General features: G+C 71.5%; 22 protein-coding genes and 1 tRNA gene. 12 read left to right on the plus strand and 11 right to left on the minus strand.

The window, feature by feature from the left end; translation table 11 throughout:
* Positions 1 to 428: 428 nt before the first annotated feature.
* Complete coding sequence (locus Apa02nite_RS46415) at positions 429 to 899, plus strand: lysylphosphatidylglycerol synthase transmembrane domain-containing protein (RefSeq protein ID WP_203830852.1); 471 nt, start codon at positions 429 to 431, stop codon at positions 897 to 899.
* A 437-nt stretch (positions 900 to 1,336) separates the two neighbouring features.
* Here Apa02nite_RS46415 and Apa02nite_RS46420 read toward each other — a convergent pair whose 3' ends face one another.
* Positions 1,337 to 2,371, minus strand: a complete 1,035-nt coding sequence (locus Apa02nite_RS46420; protein WP_203830853.1) for a helix-turn-helix transcriptional regulator — start codon at positions 2,369 to 2,371, stop codon at positions 1,337 to 1,339.
* Between the two features lie 62 nt (positions 2,372 to 2,433).
* Here Apa02nite_RS46420 and Apa02nite_RS46425 point away from each other — a divergent pair, with 62 nt between their 5' ends.
* Positions 2,434 to 2,808 carry a VOC family protein gene (locus Apa02nite_RS46425; protein ID WP_203830854.1) on the plus strand — a complete coding sequence of 125 codons (375 nt, stop codon included), beginning with the start codon at positions 2,434 to 2,436 and terminating at the stop codon, positions 2,806 to 2,808.
* Between the two features lie 406 nt (positions 2,809 to 3,214).
* Here the strand turns inward: Apa02nite_RS46425 and Apa02nite_RS46430 are convergent, their stop codons facing one another.
* The 3 genes from Apa02nite_RS46430 to Apa02nite_RS46440 form a co-directional block, all read right to left on the minus strand.
* Positions 3,215 to 3,946, minus strand: coding sequence for a DUF7873 family protein (locus Apa02nite_RS46430; RefSeq protein ID WP_203830855.1), 732 nt, complete (start codon positions 3,944 to 3,946; stop codon positions 3,215 to 3,217).
* A 61-nt stretch (positions 3,947 to 4,007) separates the two neighbouring features.
* Positions 4,008 to 4,682, minus strand: a complete 675-nt coding sequence (locus Apa02nite_RS46435; RefSeq protein ID WP_067695463.1) for a Clp protease N-terminal domain-containing protein — start codon at positions 4,680 to 4,682, stop codon at positions 4,008 to 4,010.
* Positions 4,683 to 4,747: 65 nt separating this feature from the next.
* Entirely contained in the window at positions 4,748 to 5,572 is an 825-nt protein-coding gene (locus tag Apa02nite_RS46440; protein ID WP_203830856.1) for an alpha/beta fold hydrolase, read from the minus strand.
* A 133-nt stretch (positions 5,573 to 5,705) separates the two neighbouring features.
* Between Apa02nite_RS46440 and Apa02nite_RS46445 the strand changes: the two genes are divergently transcribed.
* Positions 5,706 to 6,707 (plus strand): zinc-binding dehydrogenase, encoded by a 1,002-nt coding sequence (locus Apa02nite_RS46445; protein WP_203830857.1) that lies wholly within the window; start codon positions 5,706 to 5,708, stop codon positions 6,705 to 6,707.
* 31 nt (positions 6,708 to 6,738) lie between these two features.
* Positions 6,739 to 7,233, plus strand: coding sequence for a hypothetical protein (locus Apa02nite_RS46450; protein WP_203830858.1), 495 nt, complete (start codon positions 6,739 to 6,741; stop codon positions 7,231 to 7,233).
* Positions 7,234 to 7,239: 6 nt separating this feature from the next.
* Here the strand turns inward: Apa02nite_RS46450 and Apa02nite_RS46455 are convergent, their stop codons facing one another.
* Entirely contained in the window at positions 7,240 to 8,424 is a 1,185-nt protein-coding gene (locus Apa02nite_RS46455) for a serine hydrolase domain-containing protein (protein WP_203830859.1), read from the minus strand.
* A gap of 273 nt (positions 8,425 to 8,697) precedes the next feature.
* Here Apa02nite_RS46455 and Apa02nite_RS46460 point away from each other — a divergent pair, with 273 nt between their 5' ends.
* Positions 8,698 to 9,507 carry a GNAT family N-acetyltransferase gene (locus tag Apa02nite_RS46460; protein ID WP_203830860.1) on the plus strand — a complete coding sequence of 270 codons (810 nt, stop codon included), beginning with the start codon at positions 8,698 to 8,700 and terminating at the stop codon, positions 9,505 to 9,507.
* Here Apa02nite_RS46460 and Apa02nite_RS46465 read toward each other — a convergent pair.
* Positions 9,478 to 9,792 carry a DUF695 domain-containing protein gene (locus tag Apa02nite_RS46465; protein ID WP_203830861.1) on the minus strand — a complete coding sequence of 105 codons (315 nt, stop codon included), beginning with the start codon at positions 9,790 to 9,792 and terminating at the stop codon, positions 9,478 to 9,480. The genes Apa02nite_RS46460 and Apa02nite_RS46465 overlap by 30 nt on opposite strands.
* 31 nt (positions 9,793 to 9,823) lie before the next feature.
* On the minus strand, positions 9,824 to 10,297 hold the full coding sequence (locus Apa02nite_RS46470) for a MarR family winged helix-turn-helix transcriptional regulator (RefSeq protein WP_203830862.1): 474 nt from the start codon (positions 10,295 to 10,297) through the stop codon (positions 9,824 to 9,826).
* Between the two features lie 99 nt (positions 10,298 to 10,396).
* Here Apa02nite_RS46470 and Apa02nite_RS46475 point away from each other — a divergent pair, with 99 nt between their 5' ends.
* The gene (locus Apa02nite_RS46475; RefSeq protein ID WP_203830863.1) at positions 10,397 to 11,332 is read left to right on the plus strand and encodes an NADP-dependent oxidoreductase; all 936 of its coding nucleotides are present in this window, start codon (positions 10,397 to 10,399) and stop codon (positions 11,330 to 11,332) included.
* On the opposite strand, the gene Apa02nite_RS46480 is transcribed toward Apa02nite_RS46475, so the two are convergent.
* The 3 genes from Apa02nite_RS46480 to Apa02nite_RS46490 form a co-directional block, all read right to left on the minus strand.
* A complete protein-coding gene (locus Apa02nite_RS46480; RefSeq protein WP_067692437.1) occupies positions 11,333 to 11,914 on the minus strand; it encodes a GIY-YIG nuclease family protein in 582 nt (193 codons plus the stop codon).
* Between the two features lie 106 nt (positions 11,915 to 12,020).
* On the minus strand, positions 12,021 to 13,148 hold the full coding sequence (locus tag Apa02nite_RS46485; RefSeq protein ID WP_203830864.1) for a CU044_5270 family protein: 1,128 nt from the start codon (positions 13,146 to 13,148) through the stop codon (positions 12,021 to 12,023).
* A complete protein-coding gene (locus Apa02nite_RS46490) occupies positions 13,145 to 13,771 on the minus strand; it encodes an RNA polymerase sigma factor (RefSeq protein WP_239165049.1) in 627 nt (208 codons plus the stop codon). The genes Apa02nite_RS46485 and Apa02nite_RS46490 overlap by 4 nt, the downstream gene beginning before the upstream one ends.
* Before the next feature lie 235 nt (positions 13,772 to 14,006).
* Here Apa02nite_RS46490 and Apa02nite_RS46495 point away from each other — a divergent pair, with 235 nt between their 5' ends.
* The 3 genes from Apa02nite_RS46495 to Apa02nite_RS46505 all read left to right on the plus strand — a co-directional run bounded on the left by Apa02nite_RS46495 (position 14,007) and on the right by Apa02nite_RS46505 (position 15,906).
* Positions 14,007 to 14,375, plus strand: coding sequence for a winged helix-turn-helix transcriptional regulator (locus Apa02nite_RS46495; protein ID WP_203830866.1), 369 nt, complete (start codon positions 14,007 to 14,009; stop codon positions 14,373 to 14,375).
* A gap of 44 nt (positions 14,376 to 14,419) precedes the next feature.
* Positions 14,420 to 14,493, plus strand: a tRNA-Cys gene (locus Apa02nite_RS46500).
* Positions 14,494 to 14,520: 27 nt separating this feature from the next.
* A complete protein-coding gene (locus tag Apa02nite_RS46505) occupies positions 14,521 to 15,906 on the plus strand; it encodes a hypothetical protein (RefSeq protein ID WP_203830867.1) in 1,386 nt (461 codons plus the stop codon).
* Here Apa02nite_RS46505 and Apa02nite_RS46510 read toward each other — a convergent pair.
* A complete protein-coding gene (locus Apa02nite_RS46510) occupies positions 15,895 to 16,911 on the minus strand; it encodes a LacI family DNA-binding transcriptional regulator (RefSeq protein ID WP_203830868.1) in 1,017 nt (338 codons plus the stop codon). The genes Apa02nite_RS46505 and Apa02nite_RS46510 overlap by 12 nt on opposite strands.
* A gap of 139 nt (positions 16,912 to 17,050) precedes the next feature.
* On the opposite strand from Apa02nite_RS46510, the gene Apa02nite_RS46515 reads away from it, so the two are divergent.
* From Apa02nite_RS46515 to Apa02nite_RS46525, 3 genes are read left to right on the plus strand one after another with little or no spacing between them, the layout of a single operon-like run.
* Complete coding sequence (locus Apa02nite_RS46515; RefSeq protein WP_203830869.1) at positions 17,051 to 18,355, plus strand: ABC transporter substrate-binding protein; 1,305 nt, start codon at positions 17,051 to 17,053, stop codon at positions 18,353 to 18,355.
* Positions 18,355 to 19,227, plus strand: coding sequence for a carbohydrate ABC transporter permease (locus Apa02nite_RS46520; RefSeq protein WP_203830870.1), 873 nt, complete (start codon positions 18,355 to 18,357; stop codon positions 19,225 to 19,227). Before Apa02nite_RS46515 ends, Apa02nite_RS46520 begins: the two co-directional genes overlap by 1 nt.
* Complete coding sequence (locus Apa02nite_RS46525) at positions 19,224 to 20,048, plus strand: carbohydrate ABC transporter permease (protein WP_239165050.1); 825 nt, start codon at positions 19,224 to 19,226, stop codon at positions 20,046 to 20,048. Before Apa02nite_RS46520 ends, Apa02nite_RS46525 begins: the two co-directional genes overlap by 4 nt.
* Positions 20,049 to 20,060 lie beyond the last annotated feature (12 nt).

Consider the following 20,060-nt stretch of genomic DNA (forward strand, 5'->3'; position numbering starts at 1 on the left):
TTAGGTCCCGGCCGGCGACCGCTTTCGCCCAGACAAGCCGAGCGGCCGGCGTCGATCGCTCCCACCCGGTCTCCGAATTCGACCAGTCACTGCGGGCAGCAGGCCTCGCCCACGGCATCAAACCGTCACACTCCGTCGTCGACGCGGGTGCCCCGGCGGGGCCCGGCGCTGCCGGCGCGACCGCGATGCGGTCCGCCATCGACGATCTTGCCGCGGGGCGGCCCGGCGCTGGGGGCGCCGCTGTGGGGCGGTCCGCTGTCGACGGCATGGCTGCGGGGCAGTTCGGCGCTGATGGCACTGCTGCGGAGCGGCCGATGAGGCGCGGGGTGCTTGCGGGCCGGACTGCTGGCGGTGGCTGGGGCGGAGCGGTCCGGGGATTGGCGGATCGTGGGGCTGCGGCCGTGCGCGGGATTTCTGGGTGGCCGATCGTGGGCCGGATCCGGAAGGAAGCAGGGGCCGCCCTGATCGCGGCCCGGTCGATCCGTCCCCGCGATGCGGCCGCGGCCATCCTCTGGTCCGCGCTGAACTGGGCCGCTGACGCGTTCTGCCTGATCGCCGCGGCTCATGCGGTCGCGCTGCCGGTGAGCTGGCAGGCGATCGGGGCGGCCTACCTGATCGCCCAGGTGGTGCGGCAGATCCCGCTCAGCCCCGGCGGGCTCGGCTTCGTCGAGGCCAGCCTGGTCACCGCGTTGAGCCTGGGCGCCGCCCCGGCCACTGCGACCGCCGCGGTGCTGGTCTACCGCCTGCTGTCCTTCTGGCTGATCCTGCCCATCGGCCTGATCACGTATCTCGGCCTGCGCCGCGCCCCGGCCCGCCCGATGGACGACCTCCCCGAAGCGCCGCCGCTGCGGGTGCCGTCCCCTCCTCACCGCGAACGCGAACTCACGGCCGCCCACTGACCCACCTCTCGCCTGCCTGCGCCTGTCTGGGCCTGGCGCCGTGTTGATCTCCAAGATCGCGGTGTGTTGAGGGGGTGGCGCCGTCAGGGCGGGCGGGCGGACAGGGCTCAGGGTGGTTCGCGGCGGCGTTCTTGGCGGCGGGCGGGCACGCGCTCGACATCGATGGGCGGTAGGAGTACTCGGTCGGCGTCGGCGGGGCGGTGGGGGTCCGCGCTCGATGTCGGCGGGGCGGTTGGAGTACTCGGTCGGTGTCGGCGGGGCGGTGGGGGTCCGCGATTGGGCTTTTTGTGCGTCGGTCGCGCGGTGTGAGGGGCGGCGGCAGGACGCGATCGCGTTGTGCGGACGTTTGCCGCCCACCCCGGGGCGGTGGGGGCACGCGTCGGTCGATTGAGGACCAGTACCGCCCCTCTGGGGAGGGCTGATCTCTGCTGGCGCACTCAGGGCTCGGGGCGGTTCGCGGAAGCGGTCAGGCGGGTGGCGAGGGCGGTGATCTGGGTGCGCAGTTCGGCGGGCTGGTCGACGACGAAGGGGTGGTCGAGCGACGCGAGGACGCCGGGGATCCAGGTCAGGCTCTCGGCTCGGATGTCGACGCGCAGCCAGGGGCCGGGGGACTCGTGGATGGTGGCGACGGTGGCGGGTAGGCGGGTGCGGATCTGGGCGGTGGTGGCTTGGATGCGCAGGCGCACGTCGTAGCGGTAGTTCGCGGTGGCGAAGCCGGTGACCAGCCGCTCGGCCGGATCAAAATCGGTCGGCGGCTCGAACGAACCGGGCACCGCGCGGACCTGGCCGATGCGGTCCAGGCGGAGGGTCCGCTCCTCGCCGACCGCCGGGTCGAGGCCGATCACATACCAGCGCCCGGAGTGAACGACGAGCCCATATGGATGCAGCGCCCGCTCGCGAAATAAGCCGGGAGAACCCGGAGAGCCGGTGGAGTCCGGCGAACCGGGCGTGCCGGGGGAGTTGGGCGTGCCGGGAGCGCCGGGAGTGGTGGCGGCGGCGGGGGTGGCGTAGGTGAGGCGGATGGGCTGGTGGGTGCGGATGGCGGCGGCCAGGGGCAGCAGGATTGCGGCGTCCGGTGGGGGAGCGGACGGTGCGGTGGTCGCGGCCGTGACCAGCACGGCGTCGAGGCGGAGCTGGAGTGGCGCGGGCAGGACCCGGCGCAGCTTGGCCGCCGCGGTCTCGCCGGCCGTGCCGGTGCCGCTGGTCAGGCCGGACAGGCTCAGCAGGACGGCCAGGGCCTCGTCCTCGGCGAGCATCAGCGGGGGCAGCCGGTGGCCCCGGGCCACCCGGTATCCGCCGTAGCGGCCGCGGACCGACTCGACCGGGACGTCCAGGTCGATCAGGTGCTGGATGTAGCGGCGCACGGTGCGCCGGTCGACGCCGAGCCGGTCGGACAGGTCGGCCAGGGTGCGGACGCCACCGGACTGGAGCAATTCCAGCAGGGTGAGCACGCGGGCGGTCGGGCGGGTCATCGGCTCACCGTAAATCTGATACTGGGCGGAATCTGTCCAGTATCAGTTCTAGCGTCTCCGGCATGAACCTCGTTTCGATCCGTGCCATCACCGCCGATACCGCCCGCCTCATCGCGTTCTACGAGCAGGTGACCGGGATCAAGGCGAACCAGATCACCCCGGAGTTCGCGGAGATCACCACCGGCGCCGCGACGCTCGCGATCGCCAGCACCAGGACGGTGCCGGAATCGGTCAAGGCGGACGAAAAGATCGTGGAATTCCTGGTGGATGACGTGGACGCCGTGCACGAGCGGCTCGACGCCGCGGTGCTGCTGCCGCCGACCACGATGCCGTGGGGCAACCGGTCCATGCTGGTGCGCGACCCGAGCGGAACCCTGGTCAACCTGTTCACCCCGGTCGCGCCGGCCGCGATCGCCAAGTTCGCGCGATTCCAATAAGCGCCAGGAATTGGTGAAGCCCGGGGATATGGCCAATCCCCGGGCCTCCGTTTACCACTGAATTGCACACACCAGCACGTTTAACAGCCGGGATCATTCATAATGACATACGGGTTTTGCCGTTAAACTACCGCCGCTCGATAGCGCGGCGGGCCGGACTTGAACCGGCATCCGCTGTCTCCGTCCCGACTCGGTTGATCTGGTGATCAGTGGTGAATGCTGACGTTGGAGCGAGAATCTGAGTCTCATACCGGCTGCCTCTGCCAGTTGGGCTACCCCCGCGCGTGGTGCGGGGGGTGGGACTCGAACCCACACTGTCACCGGTCAATTCAGTTTCAGCCTCAGCTGTCAGCTTCACGCCGGATTCCCGGCGCCACCCCGCGCTCCCACGGGGAGATCATGAAGGTCACCCGAACAGGTAACCGAAGACGGCCGCGCCGACCCGCTGGTCGGTGACCTCGCTGTTGTTCGCCTCCTCGCGGGCGAACTTGACCGCGGTCTGCAGCGCCAGGACCCGCTCGAGGATCTCGTTGACCCGCCGGGCCGGCAGCGCACCGGAGAACTTCAGGGTCGTCCAGTACCCGACCGTGACGTCCTCGTAATACACCTCGACCTGGGCCGGGTGCTTCTCGGTGGCCTCGGCCTTGACGTGGTTGCGCGGCACCTTCTTGGTCCGGTTGGTGCGCACCGGCTCGGTCCGCCAACTGTCGGTGGAGTCGTCGCGGACCCAGGTCTCGGCCGCGTCCAGCACCGGCAGCTTCTTGACGAACGTGTGCAGGTCGACCAGCTGCTTCTCGAGGAATAGCAGATAGGTCACCGGCACCTGGGCGGCGATGGTGCGCCCGTCGACCACCACGTCCGCGCGGGCCACGCAGTTCGTCCAGTCCTTCGTCGCGGTCACGTCGAAGAGCCGGGTCAGCGTCACCCCGACGTCCCGCAGCACGTCCTCGGCCTTGATCTGCACCCGGGTGGACTCGGCGGGCAGCTGCTCGCCCTCCTCGTCCTTCGGCTGGTACGTCCGGGAGATGCCGGCGAGCGGGCCGGTCTTCTGCACGGCGTGGTGAGCCTCGCTGAGATCAGCGAACGCCTTGCTCTTGACGCCCTTCTCCACGGCGATGATCTGGTTCAGCTTCGGCACGGTGGTCCCCTTTCCGTCGCGAACCGTAGCAGCACCCGGCCACCATTTCCGACCCATTATGTCAACGACCAGGATCGACCCCATGCGTACGCAATAAGCGGTGCAGACGCCGCACCTCGGCCCGCAGCAGTTCCGCCTCCCGGACCACCCGCACCGTGTCCACCCAGCCGGACCACTCGCTCACCAGGTCACGGCGCCGGGCGAGCAACTCGTCGTCGGGCGCCTCGTGGTGCCGGGCCAGCACGCCGAGCTCGTCGTCCAGCGCCCGCAGCGCCGGCGGGACCGTCACGGCGTGGTGGCCGAAAGCCGGCGGTGGACCGTAGACCGCGGAGCGGAACACCTGGTAGGTGCCCTCGCGCAGCCGGTCGGGGGTGGCGCCGGCCTCGTCGAGCAGCCCGTCGCCCTCGACCGCGACGCCGATCAGCAGATGCTCGGTGCTCAGGTACCGGATCTCCTCGAGGTCCATCTCGAACCGCGCCGCCTCGAGCACCCGCGGCACGTCGGAGGTGCCGGGCAGCTCACCGGCGAGCACCTCGCCGACCCGGTGCCGCAGCCGGTCGACCGGCACGTCCAGCGTGGCCAGCACGGTGCGCGGCCCGTCCGCTTCGAGCAGCGCGTACAGATAGTGCTCGGAGCGCACACACCGGTGACCGCGGGTGACCGCCTCCCGTTCGGCACGGGCGACGACCGTCAGCGCGTCAGCGGTCCATTCCGAATGCGGCGTGTATGCGGGCATCCGGACTGTTTAGCACGCCCGCGGCGGGCACGACACGCGGCTCCACGCCGTACCGGAAAAGGGTTTTAATGCAGGAACCCGGACAGGCGGGCGGCGATGAGGGCGGGGGCGTTCAGGTCGGGCGCGTTGTGGTCCAGGTCGTCGAGCATCTCCAGGCGGGCGTCCGGGATGATGTGCGACAAGAGCGGGAGTACGCCGGTGAGATACGCCGGGGTGCGGCCCCCGCCGAGCAGCAGGGTCGGGCAGGTGACGGCGGCGTAGCGGCTCCCGTCGGAGTCCAGCCGGACGACCTCGCCGATCTCCCGCGGCGTGGTCGCCATCATCACCCTGGTGTCGGCGCCGTCCGAGCCGTGCAGCAGCAGGAACGCCAGCGCGTGGAAGACCGGCGCCGGGGCGTTGCCGACCGGGGCGAGCCGGGTCCGCCGCAGGAACAGCGTCATCGCCGCGTGGTGCCGGCCCCGCTCGACGAGCCGGGTGAAAGCGGGCAGCCAGCCGGCGTCGAATGACCCGCCGAGGCTGACGCCGGGCTCGTAGACCGCGAGCCCGGCCGGGGGCTGACGCAGCGCGGCGTGCAGCGCGATCAGGCCGCCGTAACTGTGCCCGAACAGCCATTTCGCGCCGGTCGCGGCCAGCACCGCCAGGACGTCGCCGGCCTCGCTCTCGACGCTGTAGTCCGGTCCCTGCGGTCCGGAGGCGCCCCGGCCGCGCCGATCGATCACGGTCACCCGGTAGCGGTCGGCCAGCGCGACAGCCAGCTCCCGGTAGTGGTGGGCGCGCCGGTTGTTGCCGGGCACCACGACCAGCCCGGGCCCGGCGCCGACCTCGAGAAACGTCACGGCGGTCCCGTCCGGCGCGGTGGTGCGCCCGGCCTGCCAGTTCGCGTTCGTCATCGCCGCAGCGTGCCGGGGCGCCCTGCCAAACGGCTGGCACGGTGCTGGCACGCGGGCGTTATACCCGGTTTTGCCGCGTCTTTCGTGGTACGCATGTGATCAAGCGACGTCGAGGCTTGAGGAGAGTCGCAGCATGCTGGCAGGCCGTCTGAACGTGTCCACCGGGAAGTTCGCCGTCGAGGAGGTGGACGAGCCGCACGCCGGGCGCGGGCAGGTCCGGATCGCGGTGCGCGCAGCCGGGGTGTGCCTCTCCGACGTGCACCTGATCCAGGGCATCCTCAAACCCCTGTACCTGCAAGGGGACACGGTCACTCTCGGACACGAGACCGCCGGGGTGATCGACGAGGTCGGTGAGGGCGTGCACGGGCTGACCGTGGGGGAGCGGGTGCTGCTGCAGGCCGGCGAGATCCGCGGCGGGTCGGTGCTGACCCGCGGCGTGGACTACGACGGGGGCTGGGCGCAGCACGCCGTCGCGACCGCCGGCACCGTCGTACCGATTCCGGACACGCTCTCGTTCGAGCAGGCCTGCTTCATCCCGGACGCGGTCTCCACGCCGTGGGCGGCGATCACCGCGACCGCCGGGGTGCAACCGGCCCGGGCGGTCGGCGTCTGGGGCGTCGGCGGGCTCGGCGCGCACGCCGTCCAGCTGCTGCGGATGATCGGCGCGGCCCCGATCGTGGCGATCGACCCGCTGCCCTCGGCGCGGGAACGGGCCCTGCAGTTCGGCGCCGACCTGGCCCTGGACCCGGAGGACCCGGAGTTCGCGGGCCTGGTCGGCGAGGCCACCGGCGGGACCGGTCTGGCGTACGCGTTCGACTTCGCCGGAGTGGCCGGGGTGCGGGTGCAGGCGGCCCGGTCCCTCGCCCGGTGGGGCAAGCTGATCCTGGTCGGGCTCACCGACCAGCCGCTGACCGTCCCGGACGGCACCCGGTTCAGTTTCCTGGAGCAGCAGATCCGCGGGCACTACGGCTCCGGCCCGGAACACGTCCTGGAGTTGTTGTCGCTGGTCGCGCTGCACCGGGTGGAGTTCTCCGGCTCGGTGAGCGGCACCCTGCCGCTGGCGCAGGCGGCCGAGGCGGTCCGGCAGCTCGACGCGAAGGAGAACAACCCGATCCGGTTGATTCTCATGCCGTGACCTGCGGGCGCTGATGGGCGACCATGGAACGGTGAGCAAAACCAGGTCGATCGGCTGTTATGGCGGGCCGCCACCGGATCTGCCGGATCCGGGGCGGGAGATCTGGGCGTACGACGGCGCCCTGTCGATCCTGCTCGCCCAGCTTCTCCGCGACGTCGAGGGGATCCCGCCGGAACACCGCCCGCTCTGGTGGGTGTCCGGCGTAGAGGAACTGCGCCGGCAGGCGATGGTCAGTGACCTGTTCTTCGACGTCTCCCTCGACCTGGACGCCGAGGGGCGCGAGGAGCTGGCCGAGCTGTTCGAGGAGAGCGCGGCGCGGCTGCTCGAACGGCCGCCGCGCACCCCCGGGCAGTCCGACGACTGGCACCTGATCTTCCGCGGGGACCACGCGTACGAGCCGGGGCCGGTCGCGGAACTGGGCCGGGCCCTGGCGCTGCTGCTGCGCGGGGCGCTGCCCGGCCCACCGCCCGGCACCCTGTGGCTCTACGGAGCGCCGGGCGGCCGGACCACGATCAGTCCACGGTGAAGACGGTCATGCGTCCGGGAGGCGGAAACCCGGCGCCGGGAGCAGCCCGGCCGGCGCGGCGGCCCTGGCGACCGGTGCGGTGGCACCGAACGCGATCAGCAGCAGGTCGATCAGGGCGGCGCTGAAGTCGCCGAGCCACGGGTTGACCGACACGGTCGCCTGAGTGGCGGCGTCCGCGGTGGTGAACGAGTAGGTGAGATACCCGAAGATGCCGCCGGTGTGCCCCCACACGGTCGGGCCGCCGGGCAGCGGCTGCTGGTAGATGCCGAGGCCGTAGTTCAGCTCGCCCACCGGATTCGCCAGCATCTCGGCCAGTTGCGCCCGGCGCAGCAGCCGCCCGCCGAGCAGCGACCGGTAGAACAGGTTCAGATCCGCCGTGCTGGAGACGATCTCGCCGGCCGAGTAGGCCATCGACGGGTTGAGATCGGTGAAGTCCAGCGGCACGACCACGCCGTCCTGCTCGATCGGCTCGTACCCGTGCGCGTGCGGCCCGTCGATGGTGGGATCCGTGCCGGGCACCTCGGTACCGCGCAGGCGCAGCGGCCGCAGGATCCGCCGGTCGACTTCTTTCCCGTACGCGTGCCCGGTCACCCGGCGCACGATCATTCCCAGCAGCACGTAGTTGGTGTTGGAGTACGACCAGGAGGTGCCCGGTTCGAACACCGGCGGCTGCCCGGCCGCGAGCGCGACCAGCTCCTCCGGCCGGAAGGTCTTGTACCGCACACGCAGGATGTCCTCGACGCTGGTGAACAGCGCCTCGGTGTAGTCGAACACCCCGCTGGTGTGCTGCATCAGCTGCCGGACCGTGATTTGCGCGCCGTTCGGCAGCGCGCCCGGCAGCCACCGTTCGAGGGTGTCCTCGAGGCTCAGCCGCCGTTCACCGACCAGCTGTAGGATCACGGTGGACACGAAGGTCTTGGTGATGCTGCCGACCCGGAACTGCCCGGTGACCACCGGCCGGGCCGGCCGCCCCAGCTGCGCCACCCCGCTGGACGAGCGCCAGCTGCCGGCCGGACTGTCCACCCGGGCCAGCGCGGCGGTCGCCCCGGTGGCGACGATCCGGTCCAGGGCGGCCTGTAACGCCTCCCGGTCCAGCCCGCCGGACGACGCTGCGGCCGGTGCGGCGGTTCCCGCGCCGGCAACGAACGCGGCGGCCGCGGATCCGGCCAGGACAGTGCGACGACTGGGCATGATGCGTCTCCCCCCGAGCGACGTTGACGCAGCCGACGCTGCCACTGCCAGTGACAGCAGTCAATGCCGCGGATCCCTGGTGCGACCCCTACGGGCGGTCCCGGTGGTAGGCGCCCGGCCAGGTGAAGTACCAGCGTTCGTGGTGAGGGAGACGAGATGCGCCGACAGTCCGGAGCGGTAGACGGCTCGGTCGTGTCGGTCATCTGCCTCAGGAAGACGCCACTTCATGGTTTCTCTGTTGCACGTGCTCGGCCAGAAGTGATCGCATGGGCCATGGTTGATGTCGCCGCGCTGCTGGCCGCCTACGACGCGCAGATGCGGATGCCGCCCGGCGCCGTCCCGTCCGGCGTGACCCACGAGTACGACGGACCGGTGCTCCGGATCGTCGGCGGGCACGTGGGGCGGATCCGGGCGCCGCGCGACGTCGGCGTCACCGGCGCTGCCCTGGACCGGCTGATCGCCCGCCAGCGGGACTACTTCCAGGCCCGCGGTCAGGGCGTCGAGTGGAAGGTGCGGGCGCACGACCTGCCCGCGGAACTGCCCGAGCGGCTGCTCGCGGCCGGTTTCGTGACCGAGTCGCCGTCGGCGGTACTGGTCGGCGTCGCCGCCGAGGTGGCCGCCGACCCGGTCCTGCCCGGCGGCGTGACGCTGCGGGCGGTCAGCGCGCCCGACGACCTGCGCCGCATCGCCGACCTGCAGACCGAGGTGCTGGGCATCGACCTGTCCTGGGTCGCGGAGGACCTGCACTCGCGGGTCTCGGCCGATCCCGGCCAGATCAGCATCCTGGTGGCCGAGGCCGGCGGCCGGGTCGTCTGCTCGGCGTGGGTCATCTACAACCCGGGCACCGAGTTCGCGGCGCTGCTGGGCGGGGTGACCCTGGAAGAGTGGCGGGGCCGCGGGATCTACCGGGCGCTGCTCGCCACCCGGGCCCGGGAAGCGGCCGCCCGCGGCTTCCGGCTGCTGCACGTCGACGCGTCCCCGGCCAGCGCCCCGATCCTGCGCCGCTGCGGCTTCCACGACATCACCACGTCGACGCATTACCAGTGGACGCCGCTACAGCTGGATGCGGCGCTCCAGGGCTGAGGGGTCGTCGAGGTCGCCGTAGCGCAGCTCGGCCCAGCGATCGGCGGCGGGGAAGTCCTTGACGAGCTGCTCCACCGAGGCGAGCAGGCGGTCGGCGTCCGGGCCGTAGAGATACAGCGTCACCTGGCCGCCACCGAACTCGTCGCCGTCGAGCTCGCCGGTGTCGTCCGCCGCGATCGCGGCCTCGATCGACCGCTCGAGCCGGCGCACCGCCGCGACCTGCTCGCTCGTCGGCAGGCCCTCGCCGTCGAGGTCCAGCCCGATCTGCACGGCCTGTTCCGTCACCGGCTCACCATCGCATTTTTCGCCGGGCCGTTCAGCGGCCGTCGAGATGTTCGCGGACCAGGGCGGCGATCGGGGCGAGTGCGGCGCCGAGGTGGCGTTGCTGTGCGGCGTCGAGCGGGCTGAACACCAGCTCCCGGACCTTGTCGACGTGCGCCGGGGCGCTGTCCTCGACCTTGCGCAGGCCGGTGTCGGTCAGGGTCGCCAGGGTGTACCGGCCGTTGTCCGGGTCGGGGTAGCGGGTGACCCAGCCCTGCTGCTCGAACCGGACCATCAGCTTGGACAGCCGGGGTTGCGTGCTGTCGCACTGCGCGGCCAGGTCGCTGAGCCGCATCGTGTGCGCCTCGGTCATCGACAGCCGGGCCAGCACGCTGTACTCGAAGTTCGAGATGCCCTCGTCCCGCTGCAGCTGACGGTCCAGCAGCATCGGCAGCGCGACGACCACGGTGCGCAGATCCTGCCACAGCTTCTGCTGCTCGTCGTCGAGCCAGTGCGGTGAACCGGTCATGCCGACAGCCTACTTGACTTGCCTGGGCAAGTCATAAACACTCGTCCTCAGTTGCCCAGGCAAGTCAGCCGGGGTGCGAGACACCATGAGGAGAGCGCCGTGAAGGCGATTCGCTACCACGAGTTCGGCAGCACCGAGGTCCTGCGTCAGGAAGAGGTGGAGCGCCCGGTCCCGGGTGCCGGCCAGGTGCTGGTGCGGGTGGCGGCCACCTCGTTCAACCCGGTCGACGACCACATCCGGCTGGGTGTCCTGGCCGCGATGATCCCCACCCGGCTGCCGATCACCCCGGGCCTCGACGTGGCCGGCACCGTCGCCGAGCTCGGCGACGGGGTCAGCGGGCTGCGGGTCGGCGACCCGGTCATCGCGATGTTCCCGCTGGACCAGCACGGCGGCGCCGCCGAGTACGCCCTGGTGGCGGCCGACCTGGTCACCGCCGCGCCCGGCAGCATCACCCTGGCCGACGCCGCGGCGCTACCGCTGACCGGGCTGGCCGCCCGCCAGGCCGCCGTCGAGCTCGCCGGGATCACCGCCGGGCAGACGGTTCTGGTCAACGGGGCCGGCGGCGCGGTCGGTGGCCTCGTGGTCCAACTCGCCGTCGAGGCCGGTGCGACGGTGACCGCCGTCGACGGGGCGCAGCACGCGACCCGCCTGCTCGGCTACGGCGCGGCGACGGTCGTCGGCCCGCTGGACCTCGACGCCGGCCCGGCCGCCGTCGACGGCCCGTTCGACGTGGTGGTCAACCACGTCCGGCTGGCCCCCGACGACCTCGCGAAGCTGACCCGGTACGTGGCCGACGGCGGCATCGTGGTCAGCTCAGCCGGCCCGGTGCCGGCTGACGAGGCGCGCGCGGTGCGTACCGCGGGGGTCTGGGTCGGCCCCGACGCCGCCCACCTGGCCGACCTGGTCTCCCGGATCGACCGCGGCGTGCTCCGGCTGCACATCGCCGACCGGCGCCCGCTGGCCGAGCTGCCGGCCGTCCATCAGGACGCGAGCACCGGCAAACTGCTCGGCAAAACCGTCATCGTCGTCGCCTGATCACGGCGTCGGCTCGGGTGCCTGACTGGAGGCGTTGTAGGCGTTCTTCGCGGCGACCACGGACGCCTGGACGTGCTCGGGGTCGACGCCGCTGACGTTCAGCGGCGGGTGCAGGCGCCGGACGAGCTCGGCCTCGGTGGTCACCGACTGCTCGTCCTCGGCCCAGGTCAGCAGCAGGTGCGCGGACATCCACGCGGTCAGCCGGTCCTCGTCCTCGGGCACCAGGACCACGCGGTCGGTCCAGGTCGTCCGATAGCCCTCGGACATCAAAAGACCAGCCAGCGTACGACGCAGCGTCGAACTCCCGGACCGCCGCAGATGATTGCGTACGATCCGCCCGCGCAGGCTGGTCGCCCGCCCGAGATACAGCAGGCGCAGCCCCGGGACGGCCCGGTTCGGCGTGCCGGGCAGCTCGGGAAAGACCGAGGGCGCGGCCCACCACGCGTAGACACCACCGCCTCGGCCGACCCGCTTGGCCGCGATGTCGAGCTTCTGCGGCGCCACGGACAGCCGCCGCAGCGACTCCTCCGCCCGAGCCAGCACAGCGGGAGAGGCAACAGGTCGTACTTCGGGACTGGTCATCGGGTCCAGCTTAGTGTCCGGCCCGGTGACGGCGTCTCGGCTGGTTTCCCGGGGTGTCTCGAGGGCTCGGAGACACCCCTGGAAACCAGCTCGAGATCGGCTCAGGTCAGCGGCCCTGCGGCGGGGCCGGGGTCTGGTCGGTCCACTGGGCGGTGAGCACCGCCGCTGCGGACTCCTTGCCGCCCCTGCTGAGGTCCGGCTTGCCGTCCTTGCCAGGGGTGGCGCCCTGCATGCCGCCGCCGAGCAGCTGGTAGGTCGTCGGGTCGAGGATCAGCCAGGACCGGTTGACGAACGTGCCCGCGGTCTGGGTCAGCTCCACGGCGACCCCGGTGCGCCCGGTGACGTCGGCACGCGACCCGGCGTTGACCACGCCGGACAGCGTGGACAGCACGGTGAAGGCGGCGGCGCGCAGCTCCGGTTGCGCCGGCGCCTCGGTCAGCAGGTGGCCCAGCAGGGCGAACACCGCGGCATCGGTGGGCTCACCACCCTGTTTGGTGATCAGCGTGTCCACCTCGGCGCGCAGTTTCGCCGGGTCGGCCGGCAGCGCGGCCAGCCCGGCGTTGTCGCTGTCACCGGTGGACCGGGTCAGTTCGGCCCTGCCCGGGCCCATCCGGCGGATGACGTGGCCGCCCTGCGGGGAGTCGGCCGGGCCGAGGTCGAACGTGCGGGGCGAACCGGCGCGCTTCCACGCGGCCTCGTCGTCGGCGGTGCGGGGCTGGAAGCCCAGCGACTGCCGGCCCTCCCAGGCCTGCCCGCCGGGGTCGCGCGGCGTCCAGGTCTCGGTCAGCCGGCGCTCGGCGACATGGAACGTCTCGCCCTTGACGCGCACCGGCAGGTACAGCGCGCCCTCGGCGACCGTGGCGACCCGCCAGTACCGGCCGGTGCCGGCCGTGCCCTCGACCCGCTCGGCCGCGGCCAGCAGCAGTTGCGGCGCGCCGGCGTCGGCGCGCGGGCCGGTCGGGGGCGCCGCCACCCCGGGGGCGCCACCGCTGCCGGTCGCGCCCAGCCCGGCCGGGCCGCCGGTGCCGGCCGCCATCACCAGCGCGACCCCGGCGGCCGCCGCGACCAGGCCGCCACCGGTCAGCGACACCCGCCACGACGGCGCACGCCGCCGCGCCGGTCGCCGGCCCGCGATCGCGTCGGTGAGCTGCCGGCGGGCGGCCGCCGTGGTGTGCGCGGCCGCCGGGGGCTCGGCGAGCAGCGTACGGATGACATGGTCTTCGGTGTGCATCATGCTTTCCCTTCGTCGATGCGGGTGGGGTCGTCGCCGCCGAACGCCGCGCGGACGGCACGGCGGGCGCGGGTGAGCCGGGATCCGACAGTGCCCGGCGGCACACCGAGCGCGGCCGACACCTCGGCGTAGTCGAGCTGGGCGACCGCGGTGAGCAGCAGCACGTCGCGGTCCCGGGCGGGCAGGGCGGCCAGTGCGCGGGCCAGCGCCGGTTGCAGCGCACCGGCGGTGACCCGGGCGACCGTCGCGTCGTCACCGGACGTTCCGCGGTCGGCGACGGCGCCGGCCCGGGCCAGCGCGCGATAACGGCGCTGCTCGTCGCGGCGCTGCCGGTGGATCAGGTTGGTGGCGATGCCGTAGAGCCAGGCGCGGACGTTGCCGCCACCCGGCCCGTCGGTGCGGAACCGTTCGCGGGTGCGGAACGCGACCAGGAACGTCTCGGCGGCCAGGTCGTCGCCGCGCTCGCCACCGAGCCGGCTGGCCGCGTAGTGCCGCAGCTCGGCGAAGTACCTGTCGAACAGCACCGCGAACAGGTCGGGGTCGGCCCGCGAGCCGAGCAGGGTGGTGACGTCCGGGTCGCTGCTGACCGGGTCGTGCCGCAGCCGGTGGGCGTCGAGGGCGGTCACAGATGGTTCACGAGGCGGGCCTCCCAGGCTCCGTGTGGATCGGACAACCATGAATGCCCGAACCCCGAGACCGCCTTCACGGCGGCGGGTTCGTCCGCCGACGCTTGCTTATTTCGTACGAAATGAAGCCCGGCCTGTCGTCGGCAATCGTCTGTCGATGTCGGTCAGGACCCTGGCGGGCGGCCCTGTGCGCCGGCTCGGTGACCAGGGTGCGGTACGGCGTTACGCTCGCGGGATGACGGCCAGCCTGAGCCCGGACATGTTCGACCCGGCCTGCCCGACGACCGTGATGCCGTTCCAGATCGGTGACAAGTGGACCGCGATGGTAGTGCTGTGCCTGGAACACGGGCCACGCCGGTTCAGCGAGCTGCGGGTTCCGCTGCGCACGGTCACGCCGAAGGTCCTCGCCGAGACGCTGCGCGCGATGGAACGCGACGGCCTGGTGACCCGCACGGCCTACGACGAGAACCCGCCGCGGGTGGAATACGCGCTGACCCCGCTGGGCCGTAGCATGCTCGACCTGGTGGCCGCCGCCCGCGCCTGGTGCGCCGAGCACATGGGCGACCTGCTGGCCGCCCGCGCCGCCTTCACCGAGCGCTCCTGAGCCGGAGCGGTCGGATCGGCGGCTGGCTAGACTCCCGCGGTGGCGGGCCGTAGCGCAGAGGTCGTCGCGTCTCCCTGCAAAGGAGAAGGACGCCGGTTCGACTCCGGCCGGTCCGCCACCTCCGACCCGAAGCGAAAAGGTAGCGGTGGATCTGGAACGGCGGCGGGACCGGGAACGGTACGCGCGGGAACTCGCCTACGCGGCGCCGCCCGGGATGGTGGCAGCCGCGACGGCGGCCCGGCTCGCCGGTGACTGGCGGGGCGCCTGTGCGGCTTCCGGGGTGGAGGTGCGCATCGACCCGAGCGACGCGGCCTTCCTCGCGGCGGATCTGGCCGGTCTGGCACCCGACCTGCTGCGCCGGCACCTGCCCCGGGCCGGGAACCACGCGGTGCGGCCCGCCCTGTCCGTGGTGCTGTCCCGGCGGGCCACCGTGGAACCCCGCACCCCGGTGCTGCTGCTGACCACCCCGCCGACTGTGACGGCGCCGCAACGGCTGGAGCTCACGGTCAGCTGCCTGGCGGAGCTCGACCGCGACTGGCTGGACCTGCCGCCCTGGGCGTGGCACGCGAGTGAGGTGGCCGACCGGCGCTGGGCGTACGGGGCTTCTGCGGAGCGGGCGGCGTGGCACTTCGCGGACGGAACGGCGTACCCCCGAGGAACCTCGACCCCGGCGGACCTGCGAGGGACCGTGGACCCGGCGCCGGATCGCGCCGCCGAGTTCGAGCGGCTTCTCCGCGCCATCGCGCCGGAGGGGATGGAGGAGCTGTACCGGTCGGCCGGCCTCGACACCGATGACCGATACCGATCGGAGTGGTACTCGCGGCTGCTCACCGCCGAGCAGGACCGGCTCCCGTTGCTGGCCGCCGAGACGCGGCGGCTGGCCGGCCGGTACGGCGAGCTGGCGACGGTGTTCCCGACGCTCGTCGCCGGCGGGCTGGAGCTGCGGGTGTCCGAGGAGGGGACGCCGGTGGTCGGCATCTGGAACCGGCGGCGACGCCGGGGCGGCCCGCCCGGTCCTTACGGGCTCGGCCTCGCGGCGCCGCTGGACGTGGCGTTGCTGCGCTGGGGCGCGCTGAGCCGCGACGAGCTGCACCCGCTGGTGCACGAGGCGCTGTTCCCCGGGCGGGTGCAGCGGTGGCGGCCGGTCGGTCACGACTCGTCCGCGACGATCCGGGTCCGGTGCGGGGCGGACTGGCACCTCGTCGAGATCGCCGGGGCGAGCCTGCGACTGCCGGACCACGACGAGGTCGAGGTGCGGCGGGAGACGATGCTCGCCGTGCTCGGGGGACGCAGCTCCGGGTGTGCGGCGGCGCTGGCCGCGTTCCGTACCGGACAGAAACCGATGCCCAAAGAGATCCGCAAGTGGCGGCGGCATTTCTTCGCCCGCCTGGTCCACGGCGACACCGCGACCGTCCTGGCGGACCTGGCGGCCGGTTGTGATCAGCTGCTGCGCGATCCGCAGGGGCGCACCCTGCGGCAGGCCGCGGCGGCGGCTGGCGCGGAAACCGTGGTGGCCGCGCTACCCGGCTGACCGGACCGACGAGCCGCGGACCTGCAGCGTGGCGGTGGCGCGGTAGCGGCGCGGCTCGGTGCGGCCCTGCAGGCGTTCGAGCAGCATCGTCGCGGCCTGGGCGCCCATCTCCATGCCCTGCTGGTCGACCGAGGTGAGGTCGATCAAGGGGTGCGCGGCCAGGTCGGTGTTGTCATAACCGGTCACCGCGATCTCGCCGTGCCGGCCGGTGGCGGCGATCTCGGCGAGCACGCCCATCGCGATGTCGTCGTGGCCGGCGACGATCGCGGTCGGCGGTTCCGGGCGGGCCAGCAGGTCAGCGGTGGCGGCGCGGGCCAGGTCCGGTACGTCCTCGCGGCGGGCGATCTGGATCAGGTCGGCGAGACCGGCCTCGGTCATCACGGTGCGGTAGGTCTCCAGGCGGACCGCGTGCGGGGTTCCCGAGCCGGGGCGGGTGACGGCCTCCGGTTCGGTCAGGTGGGCGATCCGGCGGTGACCGAGGTCGAACAGGTGCGTCATGATCGCGCGGGTGCCGCCGATGTCGTCGCCGACCACCGTGTCGTAGCCGGTCGGGTGGTCGTGGCGGCCGAGCATGACCACCGGGATCCGGCGGCCCAGGTCCTCCAGCCAGGCCGGGTCGACCAGCGGCGAGATCGCGATGATGCCGTCGACGAGGCCGTCGGCGAGCGATTCCAGGGTGTCGTACTCCGGGCCGTGCGCCGGGGCGAGGACCAATTGGTACGGAGTGCCGGCGACGGCCTGCTTGGCGCCTTCCATGATCTGGGTCATGAAGCGGGCGCTGACGTGCGGTATCTCCAGCCCGAGGCGATAGCTGGAGCCGCGTAGGGCCCGGGCGGCGACACTGGGGCGATAGCCGAGCTCGCCGATGGCGGCTTCGACACGTTCGCGCATGGCGGGGCTCACGCCGTACGCATTGCGGATCACCTTGGAGACCGCGGCCCGGGAGACGCCCGCGGTCTGAGCTACGTCGCTGATCGTGACCGAGCGGCCCTTCGTGATCGACATAGCCGCAACTGTAGACCGCTCCGCATCTTTTGAAACGTTTCGAAATCGCCCTTGTGTGCCATGCGTAGATCGGTCTACTGTGACGCCAGTTACACGCGGAGACCGATCTACAAACATGCGCGAAACCGGAGGTTCACCGATGAGATACAGTGCCGCGGTTCTGCTCGCGGGCGTGCTCACCCTGTCGGCCTGCAGCGCCGGCTCGCTGGGGTCGAACGACGACGACGGGTCCGGCAAGACCGCGATCACCTTCCTGACCAACAACGACCCGGCGAACGTGAAGGTGGCCGAAGGGGTCATCGCCGCCTTCGCCGCCAAGAACACCGACGTCACCGTCAAGCTGGACACCCGGCCGCAGGGCAGCGAGGGCGACAACCTCGTCAAGACCCGCCTGGCCACCGGGGACATGGCCGACGTCTTCGAATACAACTCCGGCTCGCTGTTCCAGGCCATCGCGCCGCAGGCGAACCTCACCCCGGTCACCGGCGAGTCCTGGGTCGGCGACCTCGATCCCACGTTCAAGCAGGTCGTCTCGGCGGACAACGAGGTCTACGGCTCGCCGTGGCAGAACATCACCGGCGGCGGGATCTTCTACAACAAGCCGCTCTATACCAAGCTCGGCCTGCAGGTGCCCAAGACCTGGGCCGACTTCATGGCCAACAACGCCAAGCTCAAGGCCGAGGGGGTCACCCCGGTCGAGCAGACCTACAGCGAGTCGTGGACCTCGCAGGTGCTGGTGCTCGCCGACTACCACAACGTGGCCGCCGCCGATCCCGGCTTCGCCGACAAGTACACGAACAACCAGGCCAAGTTCGCCACCACGCCGCAGGCGCTGGCCGGCTTCCAGCGCCTCGAGGAGCTGAAGAAGGCCGGGTACTGGAACGCCGACTACGCCTCGGCCAAGTACAACGAGGGCCTGGCCGCCGTCGCCACCGGCAAGGCCGGGCACTACCCGATGATCACCTTCGGGGTCACCGCGATCGAGACGGCGGCGCCCGGCAAGGTCGGTGACGTGGGCTTCTTCGCGATGCCCGGTACCGACGCGGCCAAGAACGGCGTGACGCTCTGGGAGCCGTCCGGCATCTACATCCCGAAGAGCACCGAGGGCGACAAGCTCGCGGCGGCCAAGAAGTTCCAGGCGTTCCTGGCCTCCCCGGACGGCTGCGCGGCCCAGGCCGCCGCCACCCCGGTGGGCGGTCCGTTCGCGGTCAAGACCTGCAAGCTGCCCGACGACGTCGCTCCCGCGGTCAAGGACCTGAGTGCGTACGTCGACGCGGGCGCCGCCAGTCCCGCGCTCGAATTCCTCTCACCGATCAAGGGCCCGGCGCTGGAGCAGATCACCGTCGAGGTCGGGTCCGGGATCCGGTCCGCCGAGGCCGGCGCGAAACTGTACGACGAGGACGTCAAGAAGCAGGCCCAGCAGCTCGGCCTCAAGGGCTGGTGATGGCGACCGCGACGGCTGGTCGGCGGAGTACGTACCCGTACTGGTTCCTGATCCCCGGCGGGCTCATCTTCACGGTTTTCTTCCTGGTCCCGTCGGTGATGGCGTTCTACTTCAGCCTGACCCGGTGGACCCTGTTCGACCAGGAGTTCATCGGCCTGGACAACTACGTCCAGTTCTTCCGGGAACCGGCGCTGGCCTCCGGGCTGACACACACCCTGATCTACGCCCTGGTCACCTCGGGGCTGAAGGTGGTCCTCGGGATGGCCCTGGCCATCCTGCTGACCGGGCCGATCATCGGGCGCGGCTTCATGCGCTCGGTCGCGTTCTTCCCGGTGCTGGTCAGCACGATCGGGGTCGGGCTGACCTTCCAGGTGCTCATGCACCCGACCAAGGGGATCATCAACCAGGCACTCGCGGTGATCGGCATCGACGGGCCGGCCTGGCTGGTCGACCCGAGCTGGGCGCTGCTGTCGGTCGCGCTCGTCGACGTCTGGCAGGGCGTCGGGCTGGCCACCGTGATCTACATGGCCGGCATCCTGACCATCCCCGGCGAGTACTTCGAAGCGGCCAAGATGGACGGAGCCAGCGCCTGGCACCGGTTCCGGCACGTCACGCTGCCGCTCGCCAAACCGGCCACCATCTCGGTGATCATCCTGTCGCTGATCGGCGGGCTGCGGAAGTTCGACCTGATCTGGGCGATGACCAAGGGCGGTCCGGGCTTCACGTCCGACGTGATGGCCTCGGTGGTCTACAAGCAGTACCAGGCCGGTTTCTACGGGCTGTCCACGGCCGGCAACGTGGTGCTGTTCCTGCTGGTCATCCTGATCGTGCTGCCGCTGTTCTGGCTGGTCAACCGCAAGGAGGAGTCGTGAATCGTTCCCGGATTCCGCTCAGCGGGTTCGCGATCGTGCTGTTCGCCGTGGTGTTCCTGGTGCCGTTCGCGTTCATCCTGCTGACCGCCGCGAAGACCCAGTCGGAGTCGGCGCTGCTGGACTTCTCCTGGCCCACCCAGTGGGCGTTCGTGCAGAACCTGCAGGCCGTGATCGAGGCCCGCGACTACCTGCTGATCATCGCGTTCATCAACAGCACCATCCTGACCGTGGTCAGCGTCGCCGTGGTGGTCGTCCTGGCCGCGATGGCCGCGTTCGTGCTGCAGCGGCGCAAGTCGCGCTGGACCGGCGCGCTCAACCTGATCGTGCTGTCCGGGCTGGTCATCCCGCCGGCCGTGGTGCCGACCATCTGGGTGCTGCAGAAGACCCAGCTGTTCAAGACCATGCCGGGGCTGATCCTGGTCGAGATCGCCTACGCGATGGCGTTCTGCGTGCTGCTGTTCCAGGCGTTCATCGCCAGCGTCCCGCGCGAGCTGGACGAGGCGGCGACCATCGACGGGGCCGGGCCGGTGAGCCTGTTCTTCCGGGTGGTGTTCCCGCTGCTGCGGCCGATCATCGTGACCGTCGTGGTGGTGCAGTCGGTGTTCATCTGGAACGACTTCGCCAGCCCGCTGTACTTCCTGCCCGGCGACGAGAACGCCACCGTGCAGCTCACCCTCTTCACGTTCCAGGGCCAGTACAACAACGCCTACAACCTGCTGTTCATGGACGTCCTGCTGGTGACGATCCCGCCGCTGATCCTGTTCGCGATCTTCCAGCGGCAGATCGTTTCCGGCATGGTCTCCGGCTCGGTAAAGGGCTAGGGCCTGTCGATG

The sequence above is a fragment of the Actinoplanes palleronii genome (genome assembly GCF_016862315.1).
Classification (GTDB): Bacteria; Actinomycetota; Actinomycetes; order Mycobacteriales; family Micromonosporaceae; genus Actinoplanes; species Actinoplanes palleronii.